Raw genomic sequence first — 19,681 nt, forward strand, 5'->3', positions numbered from 1 at the left:
CTGCTGATCGGTCAGTTGCGGTCGCTCACGGGGTAGGGAGGTCGTAATGGCAGCACTCGCCTGGTTGCTGATTCCGCTTTTCGCTGCGCTCGGTGCCGCGATATGGGGAAGCTGGGCCGCCCGTAATCGCACGGCCGGTGATGGTTCGGAACTCGCCGGGTATGCCCGGTTCCGTGAGGCGATGGAGAAGTCGCGTTCCGGTTCCGATGTTGTCTGACCCTCCTTCGAACGTACGCAGTCGCCAATCCGCAACGCGCCGCTGAGCGCCGACGCCCCCGGCACGGCTCCGGGTCCTCCTTCCCGCCTCGCCTGGACGGGCCCCGACGGGGCACTTACGTACCCTTCCCGTACTGTCGTTCCATGCCACGCCGCACCGCGACGATGCTCGCCTCCACCCTGATCCTCATCGCGCTGCTCTGCGCAGGCGTGCTGATCAAAGTGCCGTATTCGGAGATGTCTCCCGGGCCGACCGTGAACACTCTCGGCAAGGTCGACGGTGAACCCGTCCTGCAGATTTCCGGGCACAAGACGTATCCGACGTCCGGCAATCTCAATATGACGACGGTCAGAGTCACCGGGGCCGACTACCGGATGAATCTCGTCGAGGCCGTCTACGGCTGGCTGGCCCACGACAGTGTCGTCGTACCGCACGACACCCTTTACCCCGACGGCAAGACCGAGAAGCAGTCGACGCAGGAGAACGCCGAGGAGTTCAGCCAGTCCCAGGAGAGCGCCAAGGTCGCCGCTCTGAACGAGATGGGGATCACGGTGCCGTCGCGCGTCGTGGTCTCCACGGTCATCAAGGGCAGTCCGGCCCAGGGCAAGCTGCACGCAGGCGACGTGATCAAGCAGGTCGACGGTACGGCGGTCAAGCAGCCCGAGGACGTCGCGAAGCTCGTCACCCGCCACAAGCCCGGCGAGGAGGTCACGTTCACGATCATCCCGGCGAAGACGGCGCGGGCGGCGGAGAAGTCCGGCAAGGAGCCGGAGGGCACCCGGAAGATCGCCATCACCACCGCGAAGGCGCCCAAGGAGAACCGGGCGATCGTCGGCATCCAGGCCGGGACGGACCACACGTTCCCGTTCAAGATCGACATCAAGCTCGCCGACGTCGGCGGTCCGAGCGCCGGGCTGATGTTCTCCCTGGGCATCATCGACAAGCTGACGCCCACCGACCTCACGGGCGGCAAGTTCGTCGCAGGCACCGGCACGATCGACGACAAGGGCAAGGTCGGCCCGATCGGCGGCATCAACATGAAGCTGGTCGGCGCGCGCGACGCGGGCGCCCGCTACTTCCTGACGCCGGCCGAGAACTGCAAGGCCGCTGCCTCCGACACCCCGAGCGGACTGAAGCTGGTGAAGGTCAGGGGGATCGACGACGCGAAGAAGTCGCTGGAGAAGATCCGGGCGGGGGACACGGCCGACCTGCCGAGCTGCTCGGCAGGCTGACCGCGTCCCCCGTGGGGTGGCGGGACTCAGGCCTCGAAGGTCGCGGCCAGTGCGTCGGCCAGGCCGGGTACCAGACCGGCGCCCGTCCGCACCTCGCTCGGGGAGTCCTTCTCGCGGAGCCGTACGGCCGCCTCGCGCGTACCGTCCCGGAGGACGGCCACGGTCATCCGCACCTCCTGGCGCTCCGGGTGCTTGGCGACCCACTTCGTCAGCTGGGCGTCGCTGAGCCCCTCCGGCACGGAGGCCTCGGCGGACGGCGGCAGCATCAGCCGCTCCACCGTCATCGCACACCCGATCACCGCGTCGGGCCAGGCGATCGTGGCGAGGAACTCGTCCAGGGCGGTGCCCGGCGGCAGCTCCTCCTGCTCGATGGGGGTGAGTGAGGCGGTCGGGGAGTCTGCGCTGTCGAGACCGAGCTGGGCGGCGAGGCCGGGCTCCTGGGCGCGCAGCCTGGCCGTGTCGACGAGAGCGAAGAGCCGGGCCGGCTGGTCCCAGCCGAGGCCGGAGATGTATGCGTCGATTTCGAGGACGGCGACGGTGAGAGGGCTCGCGGCCATCGGGGGGCCTGAGGGGGAAACGTTGGGCATGGCCAATATCCTGCCTCCTTCCGCCCCGGGAACGGGAACTAGGTAAAGCCTCAGTAAGTTGCATAGGTGGGCCCTACGATCGCTGGGCCCGCTCCACACGACCCGCGAACTTCGAGGTGCGCACGTTGGCTTTCCAGATGCCGGACCGCGGCGGAGGCCCGACCGGGCCACGGATCAGAGTCGGCCGCCCGTCCCGGCGCGCCCGTACCCTGCTCATGACACTGGGCGTCCTGGCGGTCCTCGCCATGGCGTTCGTCATGTTCGCCGGGTTCTGGACGGACTGGCTCTGGTATCGGTCGGTCGCGTATTCGTCCGTCTTCACCACCACTCTGTGGACCAAGATCGGGCTGTTTCTCGTCTTCGGACTGCTGATGGCGATCGCCGTCGGTCTGAACATCTGGCTCGCGTACCGGCTCCGGCCGCCGCTGAGCGCGATGTCGCTGGAACAGCAGAGCCTGGACCGCTACCGGATGGGTCTCGCCCCGTACAAGAAGTGGGTGCTGCTCGCGATCACCGCGCTCGTCGGACTGATCGCCGGAGCATCCGCCTCCGGCCAGTGGCGTACCTGGCTGATGTATGTGAACGGCGTGGCGTTCCACCAGAAGGACCCCCAGTTCCACCTGGACGTCTCCTTCTACGCGTTCGACCTGCCCTGGTACCGCTTCCTGCTCGGCTTCGGCTTCGCGGCAACGGTGCTCTCGCTGATCGCCGCCGCGCTGACCCACTACCTGTACGGCGGACTCCGCATCACCAGCCCCGGCGCGCGGGCGACCGGCGCGGCCACCGGCCATCTGTCGGTGCTGCTCGGTGTCTTCGTCTCGCTGAAGGCCGTGGCGTACTGGCTGGACCGCTACGGTCTGGCCGTGAAATCCAGCGACTTCAAGGCCACGGACAACTGGACCGGCCTGCGGTACGTCGACGCCAACGCCTACCTTCCGGCGAAGACCATTCTTTTCTGCATCGCCGCGATCTGTGCTGTGCTCTTCTTCGCGACGCTCTGGCGCCGCACCTGGCAGCTCCCGATGATCGGCTTCGGCCTGATGGTGCTCTCGGCGATCCTGATCGGTGGGCTGTACCCGGCGATCGTGCAGAAGTTCCAGGTCCAGCCGAACGAGCAGGCCAAGGAAGCCCCGTTCATCCGGAAGAACATCGAAGCGACGCGTGACGCGTACGACATCGACAACGCGCAGGTGCACGACTACTCGGGCAAGAGCACGACGGACGACGACGCCAAGCTGCGCGCGAGCGCGGACGACGCCGCCAGTTACCGGGTGATGGACCCCAACGTCGTCTCCCCGGCCTTCCAGCAGCTCCAGCAGAAGAGGAACTACTACCAGTTCCCCAAGACGCTGGACGTGGACCGCTACAAGGACGCCGCAGGCAAGGACCAGGACACGGTCATCGGTCTGCGTGAGCTCAACCTCGACGGCATCCCCAAGCGCAACTGGATCAACGACCACTTCACCTACACCCACGGCTACGGGGCCATCGCGGCCCGGGGCACGACGACCGGCAAGAACCCGAAGGGTTCCCCGGACTTCACCGAGGCCGGTCTGCCCACCACGGGCGATCTGGGCACGTACGAGCAGCAGATCTACTACGGCGAGAAGACCGAGCAGTACTCCATCGTCGGTGGGCCCCAGAAGGAGCTCGACTACGAGGAGGACGGCGAGAAGACCACCAGCTATCAGGGCAACAGCGGGGTCAGTCTCTCCAACGCCTTCAACCGCGCCGCCTACGCGGTCGCGTTCAGCGAGCCGCAGATCCTCTACTCGGGGGCCATCGGCGACGGCTCCCGGATCCTCTACAACCGCACGCCCAAGGAGCGCGTCGAAGCGGTCGCCCCCTGGCTGACCATCGACGGCGACGCCTACCCGGCCGTGGTGAACCACCGCATCCAGTGGGTCGTCGACGCGTACACCACCACCAACGGCTACCCGTACGCCTCGCGTACGACGCTCGGCGACACCACGGCCGACTCGCTGACCACCAACCAGCGTGCGGTCGTCGCCCAGCAGAACCAGGTCAACTACATCCGCAACTCGGTGAAGGCCACCGTCGACGCGTACGACGGCACGGTCAAGCTCTACGAGTGGGACACCAAGGACCCGGTCCTCAAGACCTGGCGCAAGGCGTTCCCGGGGACCGTGCAGCCCAGGGCGGACATTCCGCAGCAGCTCATGGACCACCTGCGGTACCCGCAGGACCTGTTCAAGGTGCAGCGCGAGCTGCTCACCCGTTACCACGTCACGAACCCCGCCCAGTTCTACAGCGGCAGTGACGCGTGGCAGGTCCCGGACGACCCGACCAACAAGGAGTCCGGCGCCGTCCCGCCGTACTACCTGAGCATAAAGATGCCGGACCAGCCGGCCCAGAAGTTCTCGCTGACCACGACGTTCACCCCGAAGGGGCGGCCCGACCTCGGCGCGTTCATGGCGGTGGACGCGGACGCGGCGAGCAAGGACTACGGCACGATAAGGCTGTTGAGAGTCACCACCACGGTGAAGGGTCCCGGTCAGGTACAGAGTGAGCTCAACGGCAACGACGACGTGGCCGAGTTCGTGAGGAACCTCAAGGGGACCGACTCCGACATCGAGTACGGCAACCTGCTCACCGTGCCGCTCGAAGGGGGCTTCCTCTACATCGAGCCGGTGTACACGCGCGGTGGCACGCAGAACTATCCGCTGCTGCGCAAGGTCGCCGCCTCGTACGGGTCGAAGACCGTCTTCGAGAACAGTCTCGGGGAGGCGCTCAACTCGGTCTTCGGCGTGACGGGCTCGGGCACCACCCAGCCACCCGCGGAGACCACCCCGCCACCGGGCACCACGCAGCCACCGGCCACCGGTGACGCGGCGCTGAAGAAGGCGATCGCGGACGCGCAGAAGGCCTACGCGGAAGGCGAGGCAGCCCTGAAGAAGCAGGACTGGGCCGCCTACGGCAAGGCCCAGGCGGATCTGCAGGACGCGCTGCAGCGTGCGGCGGCCGCCCAGCCCAAGCCGGGCTCCACGAGCGATACGGGTAATTCCAGCAAAACGGATAAACCATCCGGAGCCGGTGATGGCTGAGTAACGCGGTAAAGGCTCATCCCCGTGTCGTGGTACGGTTTCACCACAACGACGCGGGGTGGAGCAGCTCGGTAGCTCGCTGGGCTCATAACCCAGAGGTCGCAGGTTCAAATCCTGTCCCCGCTACTGAAAGACGAAGGCCCGGATCCTTTCGAGGATCCGGGCCTTCGTCATGTTCTTGCGACTTTCTTGTGCGGGGTGCGTGAAGGGCGGTTCGCGGGGCACGAGTTGGGTCCGGGCGTGTTTGACTTATCTCTCTGTGGGCATGTCGACAAAACGCTGAAGTGACCTCACTGGCCGCGGTATACGAGCTGTACGCGGGTTGCAGGTGGTGCGACGATGGTATTTATGGGGGACAGGGCAACTCTGTTGGAGACAGGGCGGTTTGTGCAGCGTCGCGTTCATCGGCCGGATAGCGTGATGAATGAGGCTTTTGGTGTTGCCGCCGGGGAGAACAGCGAGACCGCCGAGAACACTGGGATCATCGGGACGACCGAGACCGCCGAGACTGCGGGGTGTGCCGCGACCGTCGAGAGCACAGAAAGCACGGAGAGCGCGGAGAGCGCGGGGAACGCCGTGACCACCGGGAGCGCCGGGTCCATCGGGGCCGGGGACGGCCCGGGGGTCCAGGAGACTTCCGAGAGCCCGGAGAGCGCCGAGAGCGAGGAGCGTCACCGTCGCGCAGCCGACGCCGGGGACACCACGGCGATGAGCGTCCTCGGTGCCCTGCTGCTGCGACGCGGCGATCTGGACGGGGCCGAGCCGTATCTGCGCGGGGCCACCGCCGACGGCGACCGGGCCGCGGCCAACAACCTGGGTGTCCTCCTCCACCAGCGCGGATACACGGACGACGCGGCCGGCTGGTGGCGTATCGCGGCCGTCGCCGGTTCCGCCGCCGCCGCGCACGCCCTCGGCCGCCACTACCGGGAGCGCGGTGACGAGCCCGGTGCCGAGTACTGGCTGCGGCAGTCCGCCGAACAGGGCCACGCGCTGGGCGCCTACGCCCTCGCCGATCTGCTGGAACACCGCAGCGACGTCGGCGCCGAGCGGTGGCTGCGTGCCGCCGCCGAACAGGGACACCGCGAGGCCGCCTACCGCCTCGCACGCATGCTGGACCGCAACGCGGCCGACGACCCGCACGACGCCTTCGGCCGCCCCGGGCTCAGCCCCGGCCCCGGCGCGGGCACCGAGCGCCCGGGTGCGGTCGGCCGGTCCGGGGCGCGCAAGGACGACGGCCCCGTGGAGGGTCCGGCGACCGGGCGCGTGGGCGAGGCCGAGCAGTGGTACCGGCAGGCCGCCGCGCGCGGCCACCGGCGGGCCGCCCTGCACCTCGGCGCCATCCTCGAACAGCGCGGCGAGCCCAAGGAGGCCGGCCGCTGGTACCTGATCTCCGCGAAGGCCGGGGAGGCGCGGGCCGCCTGCGCGCTCGGATTCCTGCTGCGCGACGCCGGTGACGAGGAGAGCGCCGCCGTGTGGTGGCTGCGTGCCGCCCAGGACGGCGACGGGAACGCGGCCAACGCCCTGGGCGCCCTGCACGCCGCCCGCGGTGAGCAGCAGACCGCCGAGCGCTGGTACCGCGCCGCCATGGACGCGGGCGACGTCAACGGCGCCTACAACCTGGGGCTGCTCTGTGCGGCGCAGGACCGTACGCCGCAGGCCGAGCAGTGGTACCGCCGTGCCGCATACGCGGGTCACCGCGAGGCCGCCAACGCGCTCGCCGTGCTCCTGCTTCAGGCGGGCGACGCGACCGGCGCCGAGCCCTGGTTCTCCAAGGCCGCCGAGGCGGGCAGCGTCGACGCGGCGTTCAACCTCGGCATCCTGTACGCCGGGCGGGACGAGGACCGTACGGCACTGGTCTGGTACGAGCGCGCCGCGGCTGCGGGGCACACCGAAGCCGCGCTCCAGGTCGGCATGGCCCTGCTGCACCACGGCGAGGAGCAGGAGGCCGAGCGCCATCTGCGCTGCGCGGCGGGCGGCGGCAGCGCCGAGGCCGCCTTCCGGCTGGCCGGGGTGCTGGATTCGCGGCAGCCGCCTCCCGGCCCTCCGGCGCTCGGCGAGCCGATGCCGGAGAAGACCGAGTGCGAGGAGTGGTACGAGCGGGCCGCCGAGCAGGGACATCGCCGTGCCCAGGTGCGCGTCGGGATGCTCGCGGCGGCCCGCGGCGACGTGGACAGCGCGGCCCGCTGGTACCGCGAGGCCGCCGAGTCGGGCAGCCGCAACGGTGCCTTCAACCTCGGACTGCTGCTCGCCCGTGAGGGCAGCGAGCGGGAGGCCGCGCTGTGGTGGAGCCGCGCCGCGAACGACGGGCACGGGCGGGCCGCCCTGCGCCTCGCCCTGCTGGCCGCCCGCCGCGGCGAGCTCACCGAGGGGCAGCGCTGGTGCGCGCGGGCGGTCGAGCTGGGTCCGGCGGAGGTCGCCGAGCGGGCCGCCCGGCTGCGGGAGGCGCTGCACCAGGAACTCACCGCGTAGGCGGGGCGGGGCGTCGTCGTAGCGGCCCCCGGCGCCCGCGCGTGGGGCTGGCGGAACCGATTTGCGCTGGTCCGGAGCGGTGACGTACGGTGGGGAACACAACGACGCGGGGTGGAGCAGCTCGGTAGCTCGCTGGGCTCATAACCCAGAGGTCGCAGGTTCAAATCCTGTCCCCGCTACTGAAGGCGGAAGGCCGGATCCTTTGAAGGATCCGGCCTTCCGTGCATCATCCGTCCGGGCTCCGCGCTCAGAGTCTGTGACCCACCGCCTCCGAGTACATCGCCCGGTCGACGGCCTTCGCCTCCGGCACCGCGGCACCCTTGAAGACCCCCGCGTCCGCGTACGCCTTCTGCAACCGGTCCGTCGTGCCTTTGCGTATCTCCCAGTCCATCCGCATCGACGGCGTCGCCCGCAGGGTGGCCTCGTCGGTCTTCATCAGCCTCGCCAGCTCGGTGACGAACGCGGGGTCCGCCTTGTAGTCGCCGGCGAAGTAGGTGTTCACCGTCCGGATGTAGGCCCGGAGGAAGGCGACGCCCGCGTCCGGGTCCTTGTTCAGCAGCGTCGGGCCGAAGAGCAGACCGCCGAGCGGTTCGCCGAGCGGCTGGCCGCCGAGGAACGCGTACTTCCGGTCGCCGTCCACCTTGCGCCAGACCGGGTCGAGCAGCCAGGCCGAGTCCACGCCGCCGTTACGCAGCGCGGTCAGCACGTCCGCGGAACCGAGCTGCTGGAAGCTGATCCTGTCGAGGCCGCCGCCGTGCTTCTTCAGGGAGGTGTCCATCGGGTACGCGATGACCGAGCCCTTGCCGATCATCGTGCCCATCTTCCGGCCCGCCATCTCGACGTGATCGGCGCTCTCGCCGTTCTTGAGCCGCACCCACAGGCCGCTCTTCGAGGTGGGGTCGGGGGAGAAGTTCCCCGCCACCCACTTGATGTCGAAGCCGCCGTTGATGCCGTTCATCACGGCCGCCTCGGGCGCCGCCCACTGGGCGTCCACATCGCCCCTGGCGAGCAGTGGCAGGGCGTCCGGGGTGGGCAGCACCTTCAGTTCGACGTCCAGCCCCTCCTTCGCGAACTCGCCCTTCGCCACCGCGACCTGGAGCGGAGCGACGTACTCCGCGCTCAGGGTGCCGGTGGCGACGGTGAGCTTCCGTTTCTTCGCCAGGGGGCGGGGGCCCGGCGCGCCCTTGTCGCAGCGGGCCGGTTTCCGGTCGGCGGCGAGGTCGGCCGGGTCGGTCCAGGCGGCGGAGCCGCAGCCCGCGACGGGCTTGACGGTCCGCGGCGCGGCAGGGGCGTCGCGGTCGCCGGCGGAGTCCTTCCCGGCACAGCCCGCCGCGCCGAACAGGGATGCGGTGACGAGTACGACAGTGCAGGTGAAAGGGGTACGTGTACGCACAGTGCCTCCGTACGAGGAACGAGGGGAGCCGTTCAGGACCGGCCGCGATCGCGCGGGGCCCACGGTGTGAGCAACCGCCCGGCGACGCGTACCACTTCGGAGAAGACGACGCCCAGGAGCGCGACACACACGATGCCGACGAACATCACGTCGTTCTGGAACAGCGCCCGGGAGTCGAAGATCAGATGCCCGAGCCCGTCGGCCGCCGCGATCTGTTCCGAGGCGACGATGACCAGCACGGCCACTCCCGCCGCGATCCGCGCCCCGACCAGGACGGCGGGCAGCGACGCCGGCAGCAGCACATGGCGGAACATCTGCCAGGGAGAGGCGCCGAAGACCTCACCGGCGTCCCGGTGGCCGGCCGGGACGGCGAGCACGGCCGCCATGGTGGAGATCCAGACGAAGAAGAAGACGGTCGCCGCGACCAGGGCGATCTGCGGCCCCTCGCCGAGACCGAACATATTGAGGAAGACCGGCAGCAGGGCCAGCTTCGGTACGACGTACAGGGCGTCGAGCAACGGCTCCAGCGCGGCCCGTACGAGGGGGAGCGAGCCCATCAGCAGTCCGAGCGCGTATCCCGCGACGGTGCCGATCGCGTAGCCGCCGAGGACCCGCTTGAGCGTGGCCCACACATCCGGCCACAGCTCACCTGCGCCCGCCCGGTCCCAGCCGTCCGCCAGGATGGTGGAGGGAGCGGGGTAGACCCGGTCGTCGATCCAGGACCGTTCGGCGGCCAGTTGCCAGAGCAGCACGAGCACCAGCGGTACGGCGACGGCGAGCGAGAGTTCCAGGGCGCGCCGCCTGTGGTGGGTGCGCACCGGACGCAGTTCCTGCGGACCGGGCCTGCGGACCAGTACACCCTCGTCGGGTTTGGTGGCGCTCACGGTGGGGCTCATGCCGGGAGCACCTCCCTTCGCACCTCGCCGCGCAGCAGCTCCCACAACTCGCTCTTCAACGCGGTGAACTCGGGTGCCGACCGGATCTCGTCGCCGGTGCGAGGCCGGGCGAACGGCGGACGGCGCTCGGCGATGATCCGGCCCGGTCCGGCGGACATCACCAGCACCCTGTCCCCGAGCACGATCGCCTCTTCGAGGCTGTGGGTGATGAAGAGGGTGGTGGTACGGGTGTTCTGGGTGAGATCGAGCAGTTCGTCCTGGAGGATCGTGCGCAGTTGGGCGTCCAGTGCCGCGAACGGCTCGTCCATCAGCAGCATCTCGGGTTCGACGGCGAGGGCGCGGGCGATGGCGACGCGTTGCCGCATCCCGCCGGAGAGAGCGGCCGGATACGCCCCCGCGAAGTCCGAGAGCCCCATCCGGGCCAGCCAGTCGCGAGCCCTGGCGTCGGCCTCCTTGCGTGGTACGCGCTGGATGTCGAGGCCGAAGCGGACATTGGCGAGTACGGTCTTCCAGTCGTGGATCCCGTAGTCCTGGAAGATCATCGCCGCCGGGCGGTGCGAGGCCGTACGGATGGAGAGCTCGCCCGAGCTGGGGCGGAGCAGCCCGGCGGCGATCCGTAGCAGCGTGGACTTGCCGCAGCCGGAGGGGCCGACGATGCAGGTGAACTCACCCGGTGCGACGGAGAGATCGACCGGACCGAGGGCGGGAAGGGCCTTGGCGCCGCGTCCGAACGAACGGGTGAGCGCGTCGGCGCGGAGTTTGGGACGGGTGGCTGGGGCAGGGGGTGTGGTCGGGTGCGGAACTCCCACGGGTCTCTCCTCGCGCGTATCGAGGTGCGGATCCGCCGCGGGGCGGACGTGATCGCCGCCGACGATATGACGGCCCGTCAGATCAGGGAAGGGGGTGCGCGCGTGGTCAGGTCGAGGGCGCGGGGTGTGACGGGTCCGCCCGGTGCCCGTTCCGTCCTCGACCGTGGGCGGGGCGGCCGCGGCGGTCCGAGGCGCTCGGCGCCTCCGCGGCGACCGGTCCGTGCGTTGTGCCGGCCGGCTCGCGGGCGCGTGGTCCGTGCGTCCGGCAGGCATGCGAAAGGCCCCGGTGGGCAGGATGCTCGCACCGGGGCCCTTCGTGGGGGGACTCAGCTCGTCGCGGCGCAGTTCGGGCAGATGCCGCGGTAGGTGACCTCGACGCCGGAGACCGTGAATCCGAACCGCTCGTTGCTCGGCAGGTCCGCCAGCGGGTCGCCCGCCGGGTGCACGTCGCGGATGATGCCGCAGTTCGCGCAGACGAGGTGGTGATGGGGACGGTGTGCGTTCGGGTCGTAGCGCTTGGCCCGGCGGTCCGTGGAGACCTCGATGACCTCACCGAGCGTCACCATCTCGCCCAAGGTGTTGTAGACGGTGGCGCGGGAGATCTCGGGCAGCTTGGCGACGGCCCGGGCGTGGACCTCGTCGGCCGTCAGGTGCACATGGTCCCCGTCGAGGACCTCGGCCACGACGCGCCGCTGCGCAGTCATGCGCCAGCCGCGTCCGCGAAGTCGTTCCAACAGGTCACTCATAGAACAAGCCTAACAGTGAGGGGATCAGGTCCCGAACGGGTGTGACTTTGGATGTTCACTTGACTTGGACAATGTCTATTGTAGGATCGGGACCGGCATAAGCCAAGGGGCAGGCTGTGCAGGACATGACGAATGTGCAGGAACGACGCAGGAGGCGCACGTGACGCAGGGACCGCTCACCACGGAGGCCGGCGCGCCGGTCGCCGACAACCAGAACAGCCAGACCGCGGGCGTCGGCGGGCCGGTGCTGGTGCAGGACCAGTCGCTTCTGGAGAAGCTCGCGCACTTCAACCGTGAGCGCATCCCGGAGCGGATCGTGCACGCCCGCGGCGCCGGTGCGTACGGCACGTTCACGCTCACCCGCGACGTCTCCCGGTGGACGCGGGCGAAGTTCCTCTCCGAGGTCGGCAAGCAGACCGAGACGTTCCTCCGCTTCTCGACCGTCGCGGGCAACCTCGGTTCGGCCGACGCGGTGCGCGACCCCCGCGGCTTCGCGCTGAAGTTCTACACCGAAGAGGGCAACTACGACCTCGTCGGCAACAACACCCCGGTGTTCTTCATCAAGGACGCCATCAAGTTCCCGGACTTCATCCACACCCAGAAGCGCGACCCGTACACCGGCTCGCAGGAGGCGGACAACGTCTGGGACTTCTGGGGTCTGTCGCCCGAGTCCACCCACCAGGTGACCTGGCTCTTCGGTGACCGCGGCATCCCGGCCACACTGCGCCACATGAACGGGTACGGCTCGCACACGTACCAGTGGAGCAACGAGGCCGGCGAGGTCTTCTGGGTCAAGTACCACTTCAAGACCGACCAGGGCATCAAGAACCTCACCCAGGACGAGGCCAACAAGCTCGCCGGTGAGGACCCCGACAGCCACCAGCGTGATCTGCGCGAGGCGATCGAGCGCGGCGACTTCCCGTCCTGGACGGTGCAGGTCCAGATCATGCCGGCGGCCGAGGCGGCCACGTACCGCTTCAACCCGTTCGACCTCACCAAGGTGTGGCCGCACGAGGACTACCCGCCGATCGAGATCGGGAAGCTGGAGCTCAACCGCAACCCGGAGAACATCTTCGCCGAGGTCGAGCAGTCGATCTTCAGCCCCGCGCACTTCGTGCCGGGCATCGGCCCGTCCCCCGACAAGATGCTCCAGGGCCGTCTCTTCGCGTACGGCGACGCCCACCGCTACCGCGTCGGCATCAACGCCGACCACCTGCCGGTCAACCGCCCGCACGCCACCGAGGCGCGCACCAACAGCCGTGACGGCTACCTGTACGACGGCCGGCACAAGGGCGCGAAGAACTACGAGCCGAACAGCTTCGGCGGCCCGGCCCAGACGGACCGGCCGCTGTGGGAGGCCACCCCGGTCGCGGGCGAGATCGGTACGCACGAGGCCCCGAGCCACGCCGAGGACAACGACTTCGTGCAGGCCGGAAACCTCTACCGGCTCTTCTCCGAGGACGAGAAGGTCCGGCTGATCGACAACCTCGCCGGGTTCATCGCCAAGGTGTCGCGCGACGACATCGCCGAGCGCGCGATCAACAACTTCCGCCAGGCGGACGGCGACTTCGGCAAGCGTCTGGAGGCCGCGGTCCAGGCCCTGCGCGGCTGAACCGACGCCTGTCGTCGACGGTGGGCCGGTTCCCTCTTCGGAGGGGACCGGCCCACCGGTCGTTCCCGGGGCTCAGCCGACGAGTTCCGCGTGGTGGCGGCGCCTGATGGGCGCCCAGCAGCGCAGGATGTCGCGGACCGAGACGATGCCGACGGGTCCGTGGTCGTCCAGCACGATCAGATGACGGAAGCCGCCGTGCGTCATGGCCTCCGCGGCCTCTTCCAGGGTCCAGGTGGGCGCGGCGAAGACCACATCGGTGGTGGTGTGGGTGGAGGCCGTCTCGACATCGGGGTTCTTGCCGGAGCCGACCGCGTCGAGGATGTCGCGCTCGGTGAGAATGCCGAGTCCGCTGGTGTCCTGGTCGAGGACGACCGCGGCCCCGACGCGGCGGACCGACATCAGCTGGGCGGCCTGGCGGAGCGTGTGGGTCGGTCCGATGGTGAGGACCAGCGTGCTCATGGCGTCACGGACGAGCATGAAGGGAGCCACCTCCTTCGTGAAGCGACCATGTGAGTCGGTTCACAAGTTCACAAGCGGGGGGACTCTCAGAGTTGCACCGATGCGGAACCGGAACAAGGGGCGGCGGGAGCGTCCGAGGGGCGTGCGGTGGTGCGCGACGCCCCTCGGGGGCGCGATCCGGATCAGTAGCGCTGATTCAGATAGCCCAGCAGTTCGTGGTGGAGCTGTCCGTTCGAGGCCGCCGCGTTGCCGCCGCCGGGGCCGGAGACCCCGTCCAGGCTGGTGAACCTCCCGCCGGCCTCCTGGACGATGATCGCGTTCGCGGCCATGTCCCAGAGCGAGAGCTCGGGCTCCGCGCAGATGTCGACCGACCCCTCGGCGACCATCATGTACGGCCAGAAGTCCCCGTAGCCGCGCGTGCGCCAGCAGGCCCTGGTCAGATCCAGGAACCCGTCGAGCCGGCCCTGCTCCTCCCAGCCGCTCAGCGACGCGTACGCGAACGAGGCGTCCGCGATCCGTTCCACCTTCGACACCTGCAGCCGGGTCGCCGAGGTCAGACTGCGGCCGGAGAACGCGCCCGCGCCCTTCGCCGCCCACCAGCGCCGGTTCAGGGCGGGGGCCGAGACCACGCCGACCACCGGCTGGAAGCCGTCCTCCCCTGCCTCCATCAGGGAGATCAGCGTCGCCCAGACCGGTACGCCCCGGACGTAGTTCTTGGTGCCGTCGATCGGGTCGACGACCCAGCGCCGCGGGCCGGTGCCCTCGATCCCGAACTCCTCGCCCAGAATCGCGTCGCGCGGGCGTGCCCGATGGAGGTGGCCGCGGATCAGCTCCTCGGCGGCCTTGTCGGCCTCACTCACCGGCGTCATGTCCGGCTTGGTCTCGACCTTGAGGTCCAGAGCCTTGAACCGGTCCATCGTCGCCGCGTCGGCGGCATCCGCCAGCACATGGGCGAGGCGCAGATCATCGTGGTAATCGGGCATGCCGTCACAGTATCGACCGCAGGTGAACGGAGCCACAGGGGTCCGCGGCGGCCGGACCATTGACAGTCCCCGGCGGCACGTCAACTCTGGAACGCAGGCCCCATGGCGCGGGAGGCGACGATGCCCACGGCGCGAGACGCATTGCTGGACGCCGCCCTCTCGGCGCTGGCCACGCTGCCCTGGTCGGCGGTGCGCATGGTCGATGTCGCGTCCGCCGCCGGGGTCTCCCGGCAGACCCTCTACAACGAGTTCGGCGGCAAGGACGGCCTGGCCCGTGCCCTGGTCCGGGGTGCCGCGGACGGCTACCTGGCAGGGGTCGACCGGGCGCTGCGATCGGTCGCCGACCCGAGGGACGGGCCGGCCGCCACCGCCGCCTGGACCGTCCGTGCCGTACGGACGAACGCGCTCGTCCGAGGGTTGCTCACGGGCTGCTGGAGTGAGCGATTACCCCGTCCCGCACGCCCGGCGGCGCCGACCTCGTCGTCGGTTCCCGCCCAGCGGTGGGCCGATGCCGGAACGCCGACGCCCGCCGAACTGCTCGGCCAGGTCAGGGACCGCATGGTGGCCGCCCTCGCCGGGGACCGGCCGTCGCACGACCCGGAACCACTGGCCGCGACCTGCGAGATCGTGCTGCGGCTCGCGCTGAGCTACGCGCTGGTGCCGGCTTCCCTGGGCGAGACGGCACCGCTGGTGCGCACGGTGGTGGAGGGGCGGTCGGCCGGATGAGGACCGGGCCCGCCGCTGCTGGTCACGGCGTGAGCCCGCCGGGCGGTCAGTGCGACGAGCCCGAGAGCTGCAGACCGATCACGCCGAGGATCACCAGGGAGATCGAGATCAGCTTGAGGGTGGAGACCAGGTCGTCGAGGAAGACCATGCCGTAGATCGCGGTGCCCGCCGCGCCGATGCCGGTCCACACGGCGTAGGCGGGCCCGACGTCGAGCTTCTTCAGTGACAGCGTCAGCAGACCGAAGCTGCCGAGGGCGAAGACGCAGAACGCGACGGTCGGCCAGAGCCGGGTGAATCCGTGCGAGAGCTTCAGACAGACGGCGAAGCCGGTCTCCAGCAGCCCCGCTACCACGACCAGCAGCCACGCCATCGTCAGTGCCCTCCCACTTCGGTGACCGCCTTGCCTCGCTGGGTGTGATTATGCACGTGCCGACGACGGCGGATCGCAAACATTGCCCGGTTCAGTCGCCCTCGCGCCGCTCCCGCGTGGACAGCAGCCGCCGCAGAGAATCCAGTCGCGCCGGATCGGCGTGGCCGTCCGCCACCCAGGCGTCCAGGGCGCACTCCGGCTGATTGCCGTCGTGGGTGCAGCCGCGCGGGCAGTCCTCGGTGCCGGGCTCCAGGTCCGGGAACGCGTGGATCACCCGGGACGGATCGATGTGGTTGAGCCCGAAGGAGCGCACACCGGGGGTGTCGATCACCCAGCCGCGGTAGTCGGGCAGGGGGAGCGCCAGCGCCGATGTGGTGGTGTGCCTGCCCCGGCCGGTGACCGCGTTGACGACGCCGGTGGTACGCCGCCGGTCCTTCGGCACGAGCGCGTTGACCAGGGTCGTCTTCCCCACACCGGAGTGGCCGACGAAGGCGGTGACCCGGTCGTTCAGTTGCTCGCGGACCCGCTCGGCCGCGTCGCCGTTCTCCAGTTCCTCGCGGCTGGTGACGATGAAGGGGACGCCCAGCGGGGTGTACGCCTCCAGCAGTTTGTCCGGGGAGGCGAGGTCCGACTTGGTGAGCACGAGGAGCGGGGAGAGCCCACCGTCGTACGCGGCGACCAGACAGCGGTCGATCATCCGCGGCCGGGGTTCCGGATCGGCCAGCGCGGTGACGATCGCCAGCTGGTCGGCGTTGGCGACGACGACCCGCTCGTACGGATCGTCGTCGTCCGCGGTACGGCGGAGCACCGAGCGGCGCTCACCGATGCGGACGATGCGGGCGAGGGTGTCCTTGTCGCCGGACAGATCGCCGACGATGGAGACGGTGTCACCCACCACGGCGGCCTTCCGGCCCAGCTCACGGGCCTTCATCGCCATGACCGTACGGCCGTCGACGAGACAGGTGAGGCGGCCCCGATCGACGGTGAGGACCATGCCGTCCTCGGCGTCCTCGTGCTTCGGGCGGGTATGGGTACGGGGCCGGTTGCCCTTCGGGTTGGGGCGGAACCGGATGTCGTCCTCGTCGGGGTTCTTGCCGTAGCGGCGCATGTCTCAGGCCCCGAGCATTCCGGTCCACATCTGCGGGAAGTCCGGCAGGGTCTTGGCGGTGGTCGCCACGTTCTCGATCTCCACTCCGGGGACGGCGAGGCCGATGATCGACCCCGCGGTGGCCATCCGGTGGTCGTCATACGTATGGAAGGTACCGCCGTGCAGCGGCCTGGGCCGGATGTGGAGCCCGTCGGCGGTCTCCGTGACATCGCCGCCGAGCTCGTTGATCTCCTTGGTGAGCGCGGCGAGCCGGTCCGTCTCGTGCAGCCGCAGATGGGCGACGCCGCTCAGGGTGGACGGTCCGTCCGCGAGGGCCGCGACGGCCGCGATGCCCGGGGTGAGCTCGCCGACCTCGCCGAGGTCGACGTCGATGCCGTGGATGCGGCCCGAACCGGTGAAGGTGAGCCCGTGCTCGGTCAGCTCGCAACTGCCGCCCATCGCGGTGAAGATCTCCCGCAGCGCGTCGCCCGGCTGGGTGGTGTGCTCGGGCCAGTCGGGGATGGTGACCCGGCCGCCGGTGACCAGCGCGGCGGCGAGGAACGGCTGGGCGTTCGAAAGATCGGGCTCGATGGTGAGATCACGGCCGAGCAGGGCGGAGGGCGAGACCCGCCAGACGTTCGGCTCACCGCCCGTCTCCGGCTCGTCGACCTGGGCGCCGACGGCCCGGAGCATGTCGACGGTCATCCGGATGTGCGGCATGGAGGGGAGCCGGGCGCCGGTGTGACGCACCTCCACCCCTTGGTTGTAGCGCGGCGCCGACAGCAGCAGCGCCGAGACGAACTGCGAGGACGAGGAGGCGTCGATCTCCACCGCGCCGCCGTCCAGGGCGCCGCTGCCGTGCACCGTCAGGGGCAGCGCGCCGCGCCCGTCGTCGTCGATCCGCGCGCCCAGCACCCGCAGCGCGTCGATCACGCCGTTCAGCGGGCGTTCGTACGAACGGGGGTCGCCGTCGAAGTGGATCGGGCCGTCGGCCAGCGCCGCGACCGGCGGCAGGAAGCGCATGACCGTACCGGCGTTGCCGACGTCGATCGTGGTGGGGCCGTGCAGCCCGGCCGGGATGACCCGCCAGGCCTCACCGGCGGCGTCCGGGGCGTCCGCGACGGACGAGCTGGACGACACCGTCTCCTCGATGCCGACGCCCATCGCACGCAGCGCCTCGGCCATCAGCAGGGTGTCGCGGGAGCGCAGCGGGCGACGCAGCCAGCCGGGCTCGGCGGCGAGAGAGGCGAGGACGAGCGCGCGATTGGTGACCGATTTCGATCCGGGCACGGTGACGGTCGCATCGACGGCTCCGGTCGCATGCGGGGCGGGCCAGAGGGCGGGGTGCACGGAACGTTCGGTCATGGACCTCACTTTAGTGGTTCACCGCAAACCCGAATCTCGATCAAATGAGTCGAAACGGGTGCGTAACGCATGTGTGGTAGGCGGCGCCGTGCGGGACCGGCCCTCAGATGCCGAGCAGCCAGCGCCCGCCGCCGATCAGCGAGCAGAGCGACACCGCGTGGAAGAGGAACAGCCACAGTGCGGCCGGCACATCGGTCAGCCGCGACAACTGGTCCGCGTCCGAGTCCGGTGCCCCGCCGTGCCGCCGCTTCGACTGGAGCTCGAAGGCCGGGCGCACGCCGCCGAGCAGCAGGAACCAGACCACGGTGTACGCGAACAGCGACTGCACGGCGGGCGAGGCCAGCCAGGACACCAGCAGGAAAGCCGACCCCGTGAAGATCACCGCCAGTGCCCCGTACACGTTGCGGATCATCACCAGCATCACCGCGAGCAGCGCGGTGGCCAGCCACAGCAGCAACGTGATCCTGCCGCTGACCAGCAGCCACGCCCCGCCCAGGCCCAACAGCGGCGGGGCGGTGTAGCCGGCCGCCGCCGTCAGGATCATTCCGATGCCGGTCGGCCTGCCGCGGCTGACGGTCAGCCCGCTGGTGTCCGAGTGCAGCCGGATGCCGGACAGCTGCCGCCCGGTGCACAGCGCGATCAGCCCGTGCCCGCCCTCGTGCGCGATGGTGATCGTGTTGCGGGTCAGCCGCCATATCAGGTTCGGCACGACGGCGATCAGCGCGAGCGTGCCGGTCACCACCACCAGCCACTGCTCGGGTGCGGGCTGGGTGCCGAACACGCGGTCCCACAGATTGCCCAGGTCGGTGCTGTCCATGGTGCGGGCGGCTCCTTGCGGTATCGGCGTCCTGTCGGCGCGGCGGTCGTGGCAGTCTGGCACTTATGTGCGGACGGTATGCAGCGAGTCGGCGGCCCGAGGACCTGACCGGACTCTTCCGGGTCGAGAAGTGGGAACCGGCAAAGACCCTGGCGCCCGATTGGAACGTGGCGCCGACCAAGGAGGTCTACGCCGTACTGGAACGTCCATTGAAAGACGCAGACGATCAGCGTCCGGTTCGCCAGTTGCGTGCTCTGAAGTGGGGACTCGTGCCGTCCTGGGCGAAGTCCCCCGAGGGGGCGGCGCGCATGATCAACGCCCGCGCGGAGACCGTCCACGAGAAGCCGTCCTTCCGCCGCCCCTTCGTCTCCCGGCGCTGCATTCTGCCCGCCGACGGCTACTACGAGTGGGTCACCGGCGCGACGGGCGGGCGGAAGCAGCCCTACTTCGTGACACCCGCCGACGGATCGGTCTTCGCGATGGCCGGACTGTACGAGTTCTGGCGCGACCGGACCCTGCCGGACGACCACCCGATGGCCTGGTGGGTGACCTGCTCGGTGATCACGACCGAGGCGGAGACCACTCCGCTCGCCGTCGCCCCCGCCGAGGGACCGGCCACGCTCGCCGACATCCACCCCAGGATGCCGCTCATGCTGACCCCGGACCGGTGGGACGCCTGGCTCGATCCGTCACGCACCGACGCCGAGGAGCTACGGGCGCTGCTCGCGCCGCCGCCGGGCGGGCTGATGCGGGCCTATCCGGTGGCCACGGCCGTCAGCAATGTCCGCAACAACGGTCCCGAGCTGCTGGAGGAGCTGGCCGGGCCGGAGGTGAGCACGCTGTTCTGA

Annotated in this window: 18 protein-coding genes and 2 tRNA genes; 9 read left to right on the plus strand and 11 right to left on the minus strand. The window is 70.0% G+C overall.

The window, feature by feature from the left end:
* The first annotated feature begins 46 nt into the window (after window positions 1-46).
* The gene (locus ACF1B9_RS32915; RefSeq protein WP_351075429.1) at window positions 47-217 is read left to right on the plus strand and encodes a hypothetical protein; all 171 of its coding nucleotides are present in this window, start codon (window positions 47-49) and stop codon (window positions 215-217) included.
* Between the two features lie 143 nt (window positions 218-360).
* Window positions 361-1,449: a PDZ domain-containing protein gene (locus ACF1B9_RS32920; RefSeq protein ID WP_391741638.1), complete on the plus strand. Its 1,089-nt coding sequence runs from the start codon at window positions 361-363 to the stop codon at window positions 1,447-1,449.
* Window positions 1,450-1,475: 26 nt separating this feature from the next.
* Here ACF1B9_RS32920 and ACF1B9_RS32925 read toward each other — a convergent pair whose 3' ends face one another.
* A complete protein-coding gene (locus ACF1B9_RS32925; protein WP_391741639.1) occupies window positions 1,476-2,036 on the minus strand; it encodes a PPA1309 family protein in 561 nt (186 codons plus the stop codon).
* Between the two features lie 137 nt (window positions 2,037-2,173).
* Here ACF1B9_RS32925 and ACF1B9_RS32930 point away from each other — a divergent pair, with 137 nt between their 5' ends.
* The 4 genes from ACF1B9_RS32930 to ACF1B9_RS32945 all read left to right on the plus strand — a co-directional run bounded on the left by ACF1B9_RS32930 (window position 2,174) and on the right by ACF1B9_RS32945 (window position 7,749).
* Entirely contained in the window at window positions 2,174-5,101 is a 2,928-nt protein-coding gene (locus tag ACF1B9_RS32930; protein ID WP_391741898.1) for a UPF0182 family protein, read from the plus strand.
* A 52-nt stretch (window positions 5,102-5,153) separates the two neighbouring features.
* Window positions 5,154-5,227 (plus strand) — tRNA-Met (locus ACF1B9_RS32935).
* Between the two features lie 213 nt (window positions 5,228-5,440).
* Window positions 5,441-7,570: a tetratricopeptide repeat protein gene (locus ACF1B9_RS32940; RefSeq protein WP_391741640.1), complete on the plus strand. Its 2,130-nt coding sequence runs from the start codon at window positions 5,441-5,443 to the stop codon at window positions 7,568-7,570.
* A 105-nt stretch (window positions 7,571-7,675) separates the two neighbouring features.
* Window positions 7,676-7,749 (plus strand) — tRNA-Met (locus ACF1B9_RS32945).
* Between the two features lie 68 nt (window positions 7,750-7,817).
* Here ACF1B9_RS32945 and ACF1B9_RS32950 read toward each other — a convergent pair.
* From ACF1B9_RS32950 to ACF1B9_RS32965, 4 genes are all read right to left on the minus strand, one after another.
* Window positions 7,818-8,963 carry an ABC transporter substrate-binding protein gene (locus ACF1B9_RS32950; protein WP_391741642.1) on the minus strand — a complete coding sequence of 382 codons (1,146 nt, stop codon included), beginning with the start codon at window positions 8,961-8,963 and terminating at the stop codon, window positions 7,818-7,820.
* A 32-nt stretch (window positions 8,964-8,995) separates the two neighbouring features.
* Window positions 8,996-9,859: an ABC transporter permease gene (locus tag ACF1B9_RS32955; protein ID WP_391741643.1), complete on the minus strand. Its 864-nt coding sequence runs from the start codon at window positions 9,857-9,859 to the stop codon at window positions 8,996-8,998.
* Window positions 9,856-10,668, minus strand: coding sequence for an ABC transporter ATP-binding protein (locus ACF1B9_RS32960; protein WP_391741644.1), 813 nt, complete (start codon window positions 10,666-10,668; stop codon window positions 9,856-9,858). The genes ACF1B9_RS32955 and ACF1B9_RS32960 overlap by 4 nt, the downstream gene beginning before the upstream one ends.
* A gap of 326 nt (window positions 10,669-10,994) precedes the next feature.
* The gene (locus ACF1B9_RS32965; protein ID WP_391741645.1) at window positions 10,995-11,414 is read right to left on the minus strand and encodes a Fur family transcriptional regulator; all 420 of its coding nucleotides are present in this window, start codon (window positions 11,412-11,414) and stop codon (window positions 10,995-10,997) included.
* A gap of 160 nt (window positions 11,415-11,574) precedes the next feature.
* Here ACF1B9_RS32965 and ACF1B9_RS32970 point away from each other — a divergent pair, with 160 nt between their 5' ends.
* Window positions 11,575-13,026: a catalase gene (locus tag ACF1B9_RS32970; protein WP_351075418.1), complete on the plus strand. Its 1,452-nt coding sequence runs from the start codon at window positions 11,575-11,577 to the stop codon at window positions 13,024-13,026.
* A 72-nt stretch (window positions 13,027-13,098) separates the two neighbouring features.
* Here ACF1B9_RS32970 and ACF1B9_RS32975 read toward each other — a convergent pair whose 3' ends face one another.
* Both ACF1B9_RS32975 and hisN read right to left on the minus strand, forming a co-directional pair.
* Window positions 13,099-13,503: a cyclic nucleotide-binding/CBS domain-containing protein gene (locus ACF1B9_RS32975; protein ID WP_391741646.1), complete on the minus strand. Its 405-nt coding sequence runs from the start codon at window positions 13,501-13,503 to the stop codon at window positions 13,099-13,101.
* A gap of 164 nt (window positions 13,504-13,667) precedes the next feature.
* Window positions 13,668-14,468: a histidinol-phosphatase gene (gene hisN / locus ACF1B9_RS32980; protein ID WP_391741647.1), complete on the minus strand. Its 801-nt coding sequence runs from the start codon at window positions 14,466-14,468 to the stop codon at window positions 13,668-13,670.
* A gap of 120 nt (window positions 14,469-14,588) precedes the next feature.
* On the opposite strand from hisN, the gene ACF1B9_RS32985 reads away from it, so the two are divergent.
* Window positions 14,589-15,194, plus strand: coding sequence for a TetR/AcrR family transcriptional regulator (locus tag ACF1B9_RS32985; protein WP_391741649.1), 606 nt, complete (start codon window positions 14,589-14,591; stop codon window positions 15,192-15,194).
* A 46-nt stretch (window positions 15,195-15,240) separates the two neighbouring features.
* Here the strand turns inward: ACF1B9_RS32985 and ACF1B9_RS32990 are convergent, their stop codons facing one another.
* The 4 genes from ACF1B9_RS32990 to ACF1B9_RS33005 form a co-directional block, all read right to left on the minus strand.
* Window positions 15,241-15,564, minus strand: a complete 324-nt coding sequence (locus ACF1B9_RS32990; RefSeq protein ID WP_361441030.1) for a multidrug efflux SMR transporter — start codon at window positions 15,562-15,564, stop codon at window positions 15,241-15,243.
* Between the two features lie 91 nt (window positions 15,565-15,655).
* The gene (gene rsgA, locus ACF1B9_RS32995; protein WP_376220542.1) at window positions 15,656-16,672 is read right to left on the minus strand and encodes a ribosome small subunit-dependent GTPase A; all 1,017 of its coding nucleotides are present in this window, start codon (window positions 16,670-16,672) and stop codon (window positions 15,656-15,658) included.
* Window positions 16,673-16,675: 3 nt separating this feature from the next.
* Window positions 16,676-18,016, minus strand: a complete 1,341-nt coding sequence (gene aroA, locus ACF1B9_RS33000; RefSeq protein WP_376220540.1) for a 3-phosphoshikimate 1-carboxyvinyltransferase — start codon at window positions 18,014-18,016, stop codon at window positions 16,676-16,678.
* A 103-nt stretch (window positions 18,017-18,119) separates the two neighbouring features.
* Entirely contained in the window at window positions 18,120-18,833 is a 714-nt protein-coding gene (locus ACF1B9_RS33005; RefSeq protein ID WP_391741651.1) for a M50 family metallopeptidase, read from the minus strand.
* A 65-nt stretch (window positions 18,834-18,898) separates the two neighbouring features.
* Here ACF1B9_RS33005 and ACF1B9_RS33010 point away from each other — a divergent pair, with 65 nt between their 5' ends.
* Entirely contained in the window at window positions 18,899-19,681 is a 783-nt protein-coding gene (locus ACF1B9_RS33010) for an SOS response-associated peptidase (protein ID WP_391741652.1), read from the plus strand.

The sequence above is a fragment of the Streptomyces sp. NPDC014727 genome, assembly GCF_043083485.1.
In the GTDB taxonomy this organism is placed as follows: Bacteria; Actinomycetota; Actinomycetes; order Streptomycetales; family Streptomycetaceae; genus Streptomyces.

Excerpts from the sequence above, each read along its gene's own strand:
- rsgA (WP_376220542.1), bottom strand. The coding sequence starts at position 16,672 with ATGCGCCGCTACGGCAAGAACCCCGACGAGGACGACATCCGGTTCCGC.
- ACF1B9_RS32930 (WP_391741898.1), top strand. The coding sequence starts at position 2,174 with ATGCCGGACCGCGGCGGAGGCCCGACCGGGCCACGGATCAGAGTCGGC.
- ACF1B9_RS33010 (WP_391741652.1), top strand. The coding sequence starts at position 18,899 with ATGTGCGGACGGTATGCAGCGAGTCGGCGGCCCGAGGACCTGACCGGA.
- ACF1B9_RS32990 (WP_361441030.1), bottom strand. The coding sequence starts at position 15,564 with ATGGCGTGGCTGCTGGTCGTGGTAGCGGGGCTGCTGGAGACCGGCTTC.
- ACF1B9_RS32920 (WP_391741638.1), top strand. The coding sequence starts at position 361 with ATGCCACGCCGCACCGCGACGATGCTCGCCTCCACCCTGATCCTCATC.
- ACF1B9_RS33005 (WP_391741651.1), bottom strand. The coding sequence starts at position 18,833 with ATGGACAGCACCGACCTGGGCAATCTGTGGGACCGCGTGTTCGGCACC.
- ACF1B9_RS32985 (WP_391741649.1), top strand. The coding sequence starts at position 14,589 with ATGCCCACGGCGCGAGACGCATTGCTGGACGCCGCCCTCTCGGCGCTG.
- ACF1B9_RS32915 (WP_351075429.1), top strand. The coding sequence starts at position 47 with ATGGCAGCACTCGCCTGGTTGCTGATTCCGCTTTTCGCTGCGCTCGGT.
- ACF1B9_RS32940 (WP_391741640.1), top strand. The coding sequence starts at position 5,441 with ATGGTATTTATGGGGGACAGGGCAACTCTGTTGGAGACAGGGCGGTTT.
- ACF1B9_RS32975 (WP_391741646.1), bottom strand. The coding sequence starts at position 13,503 with ATGCTCGTCCGTGACGCCATGAGCACGCTGGTCCTCACCATCGGACCG.
- hisN (WP_391741647.1), bottom strand. The coding sequence starts at position 14,468 with ATGCCCGATTACCACGATGATCTGCGCCTCGCCCATGTGCTGGCGGAT.
- aroA (WP_376220540.1), bottom strand. The coding sequence starts at position 18,016 with ATGACCGAACGTTCCGTGCACCCCGCCCTCTGGCCCGCCCCGCATGCG.
- ACF1B9_RS32955 (WP_391741643.1), bottom strand. The coding sequence starts at position 9,859 with ATGAGCCCCACCGTGAGCGCCACCAAACCCGACGAGGGTGTACTGGTC.
- ACF1B9_RS32965 (WP_391741645.1), bottom strand. The coding sequence starts at position 11,414 with ATGAGTGACCTGTTGGAACGACTTCGCGGACGCGGCTGGCGCATGACT.
- ACF1B9_RS32925 (WP_391741639.1), bottom strand. The coding sequence starts at position 2,036 with ATGCCCAACGTTTCCCCCTCAGGCCCCCCGATGGCCGCGAGCCCTCTC.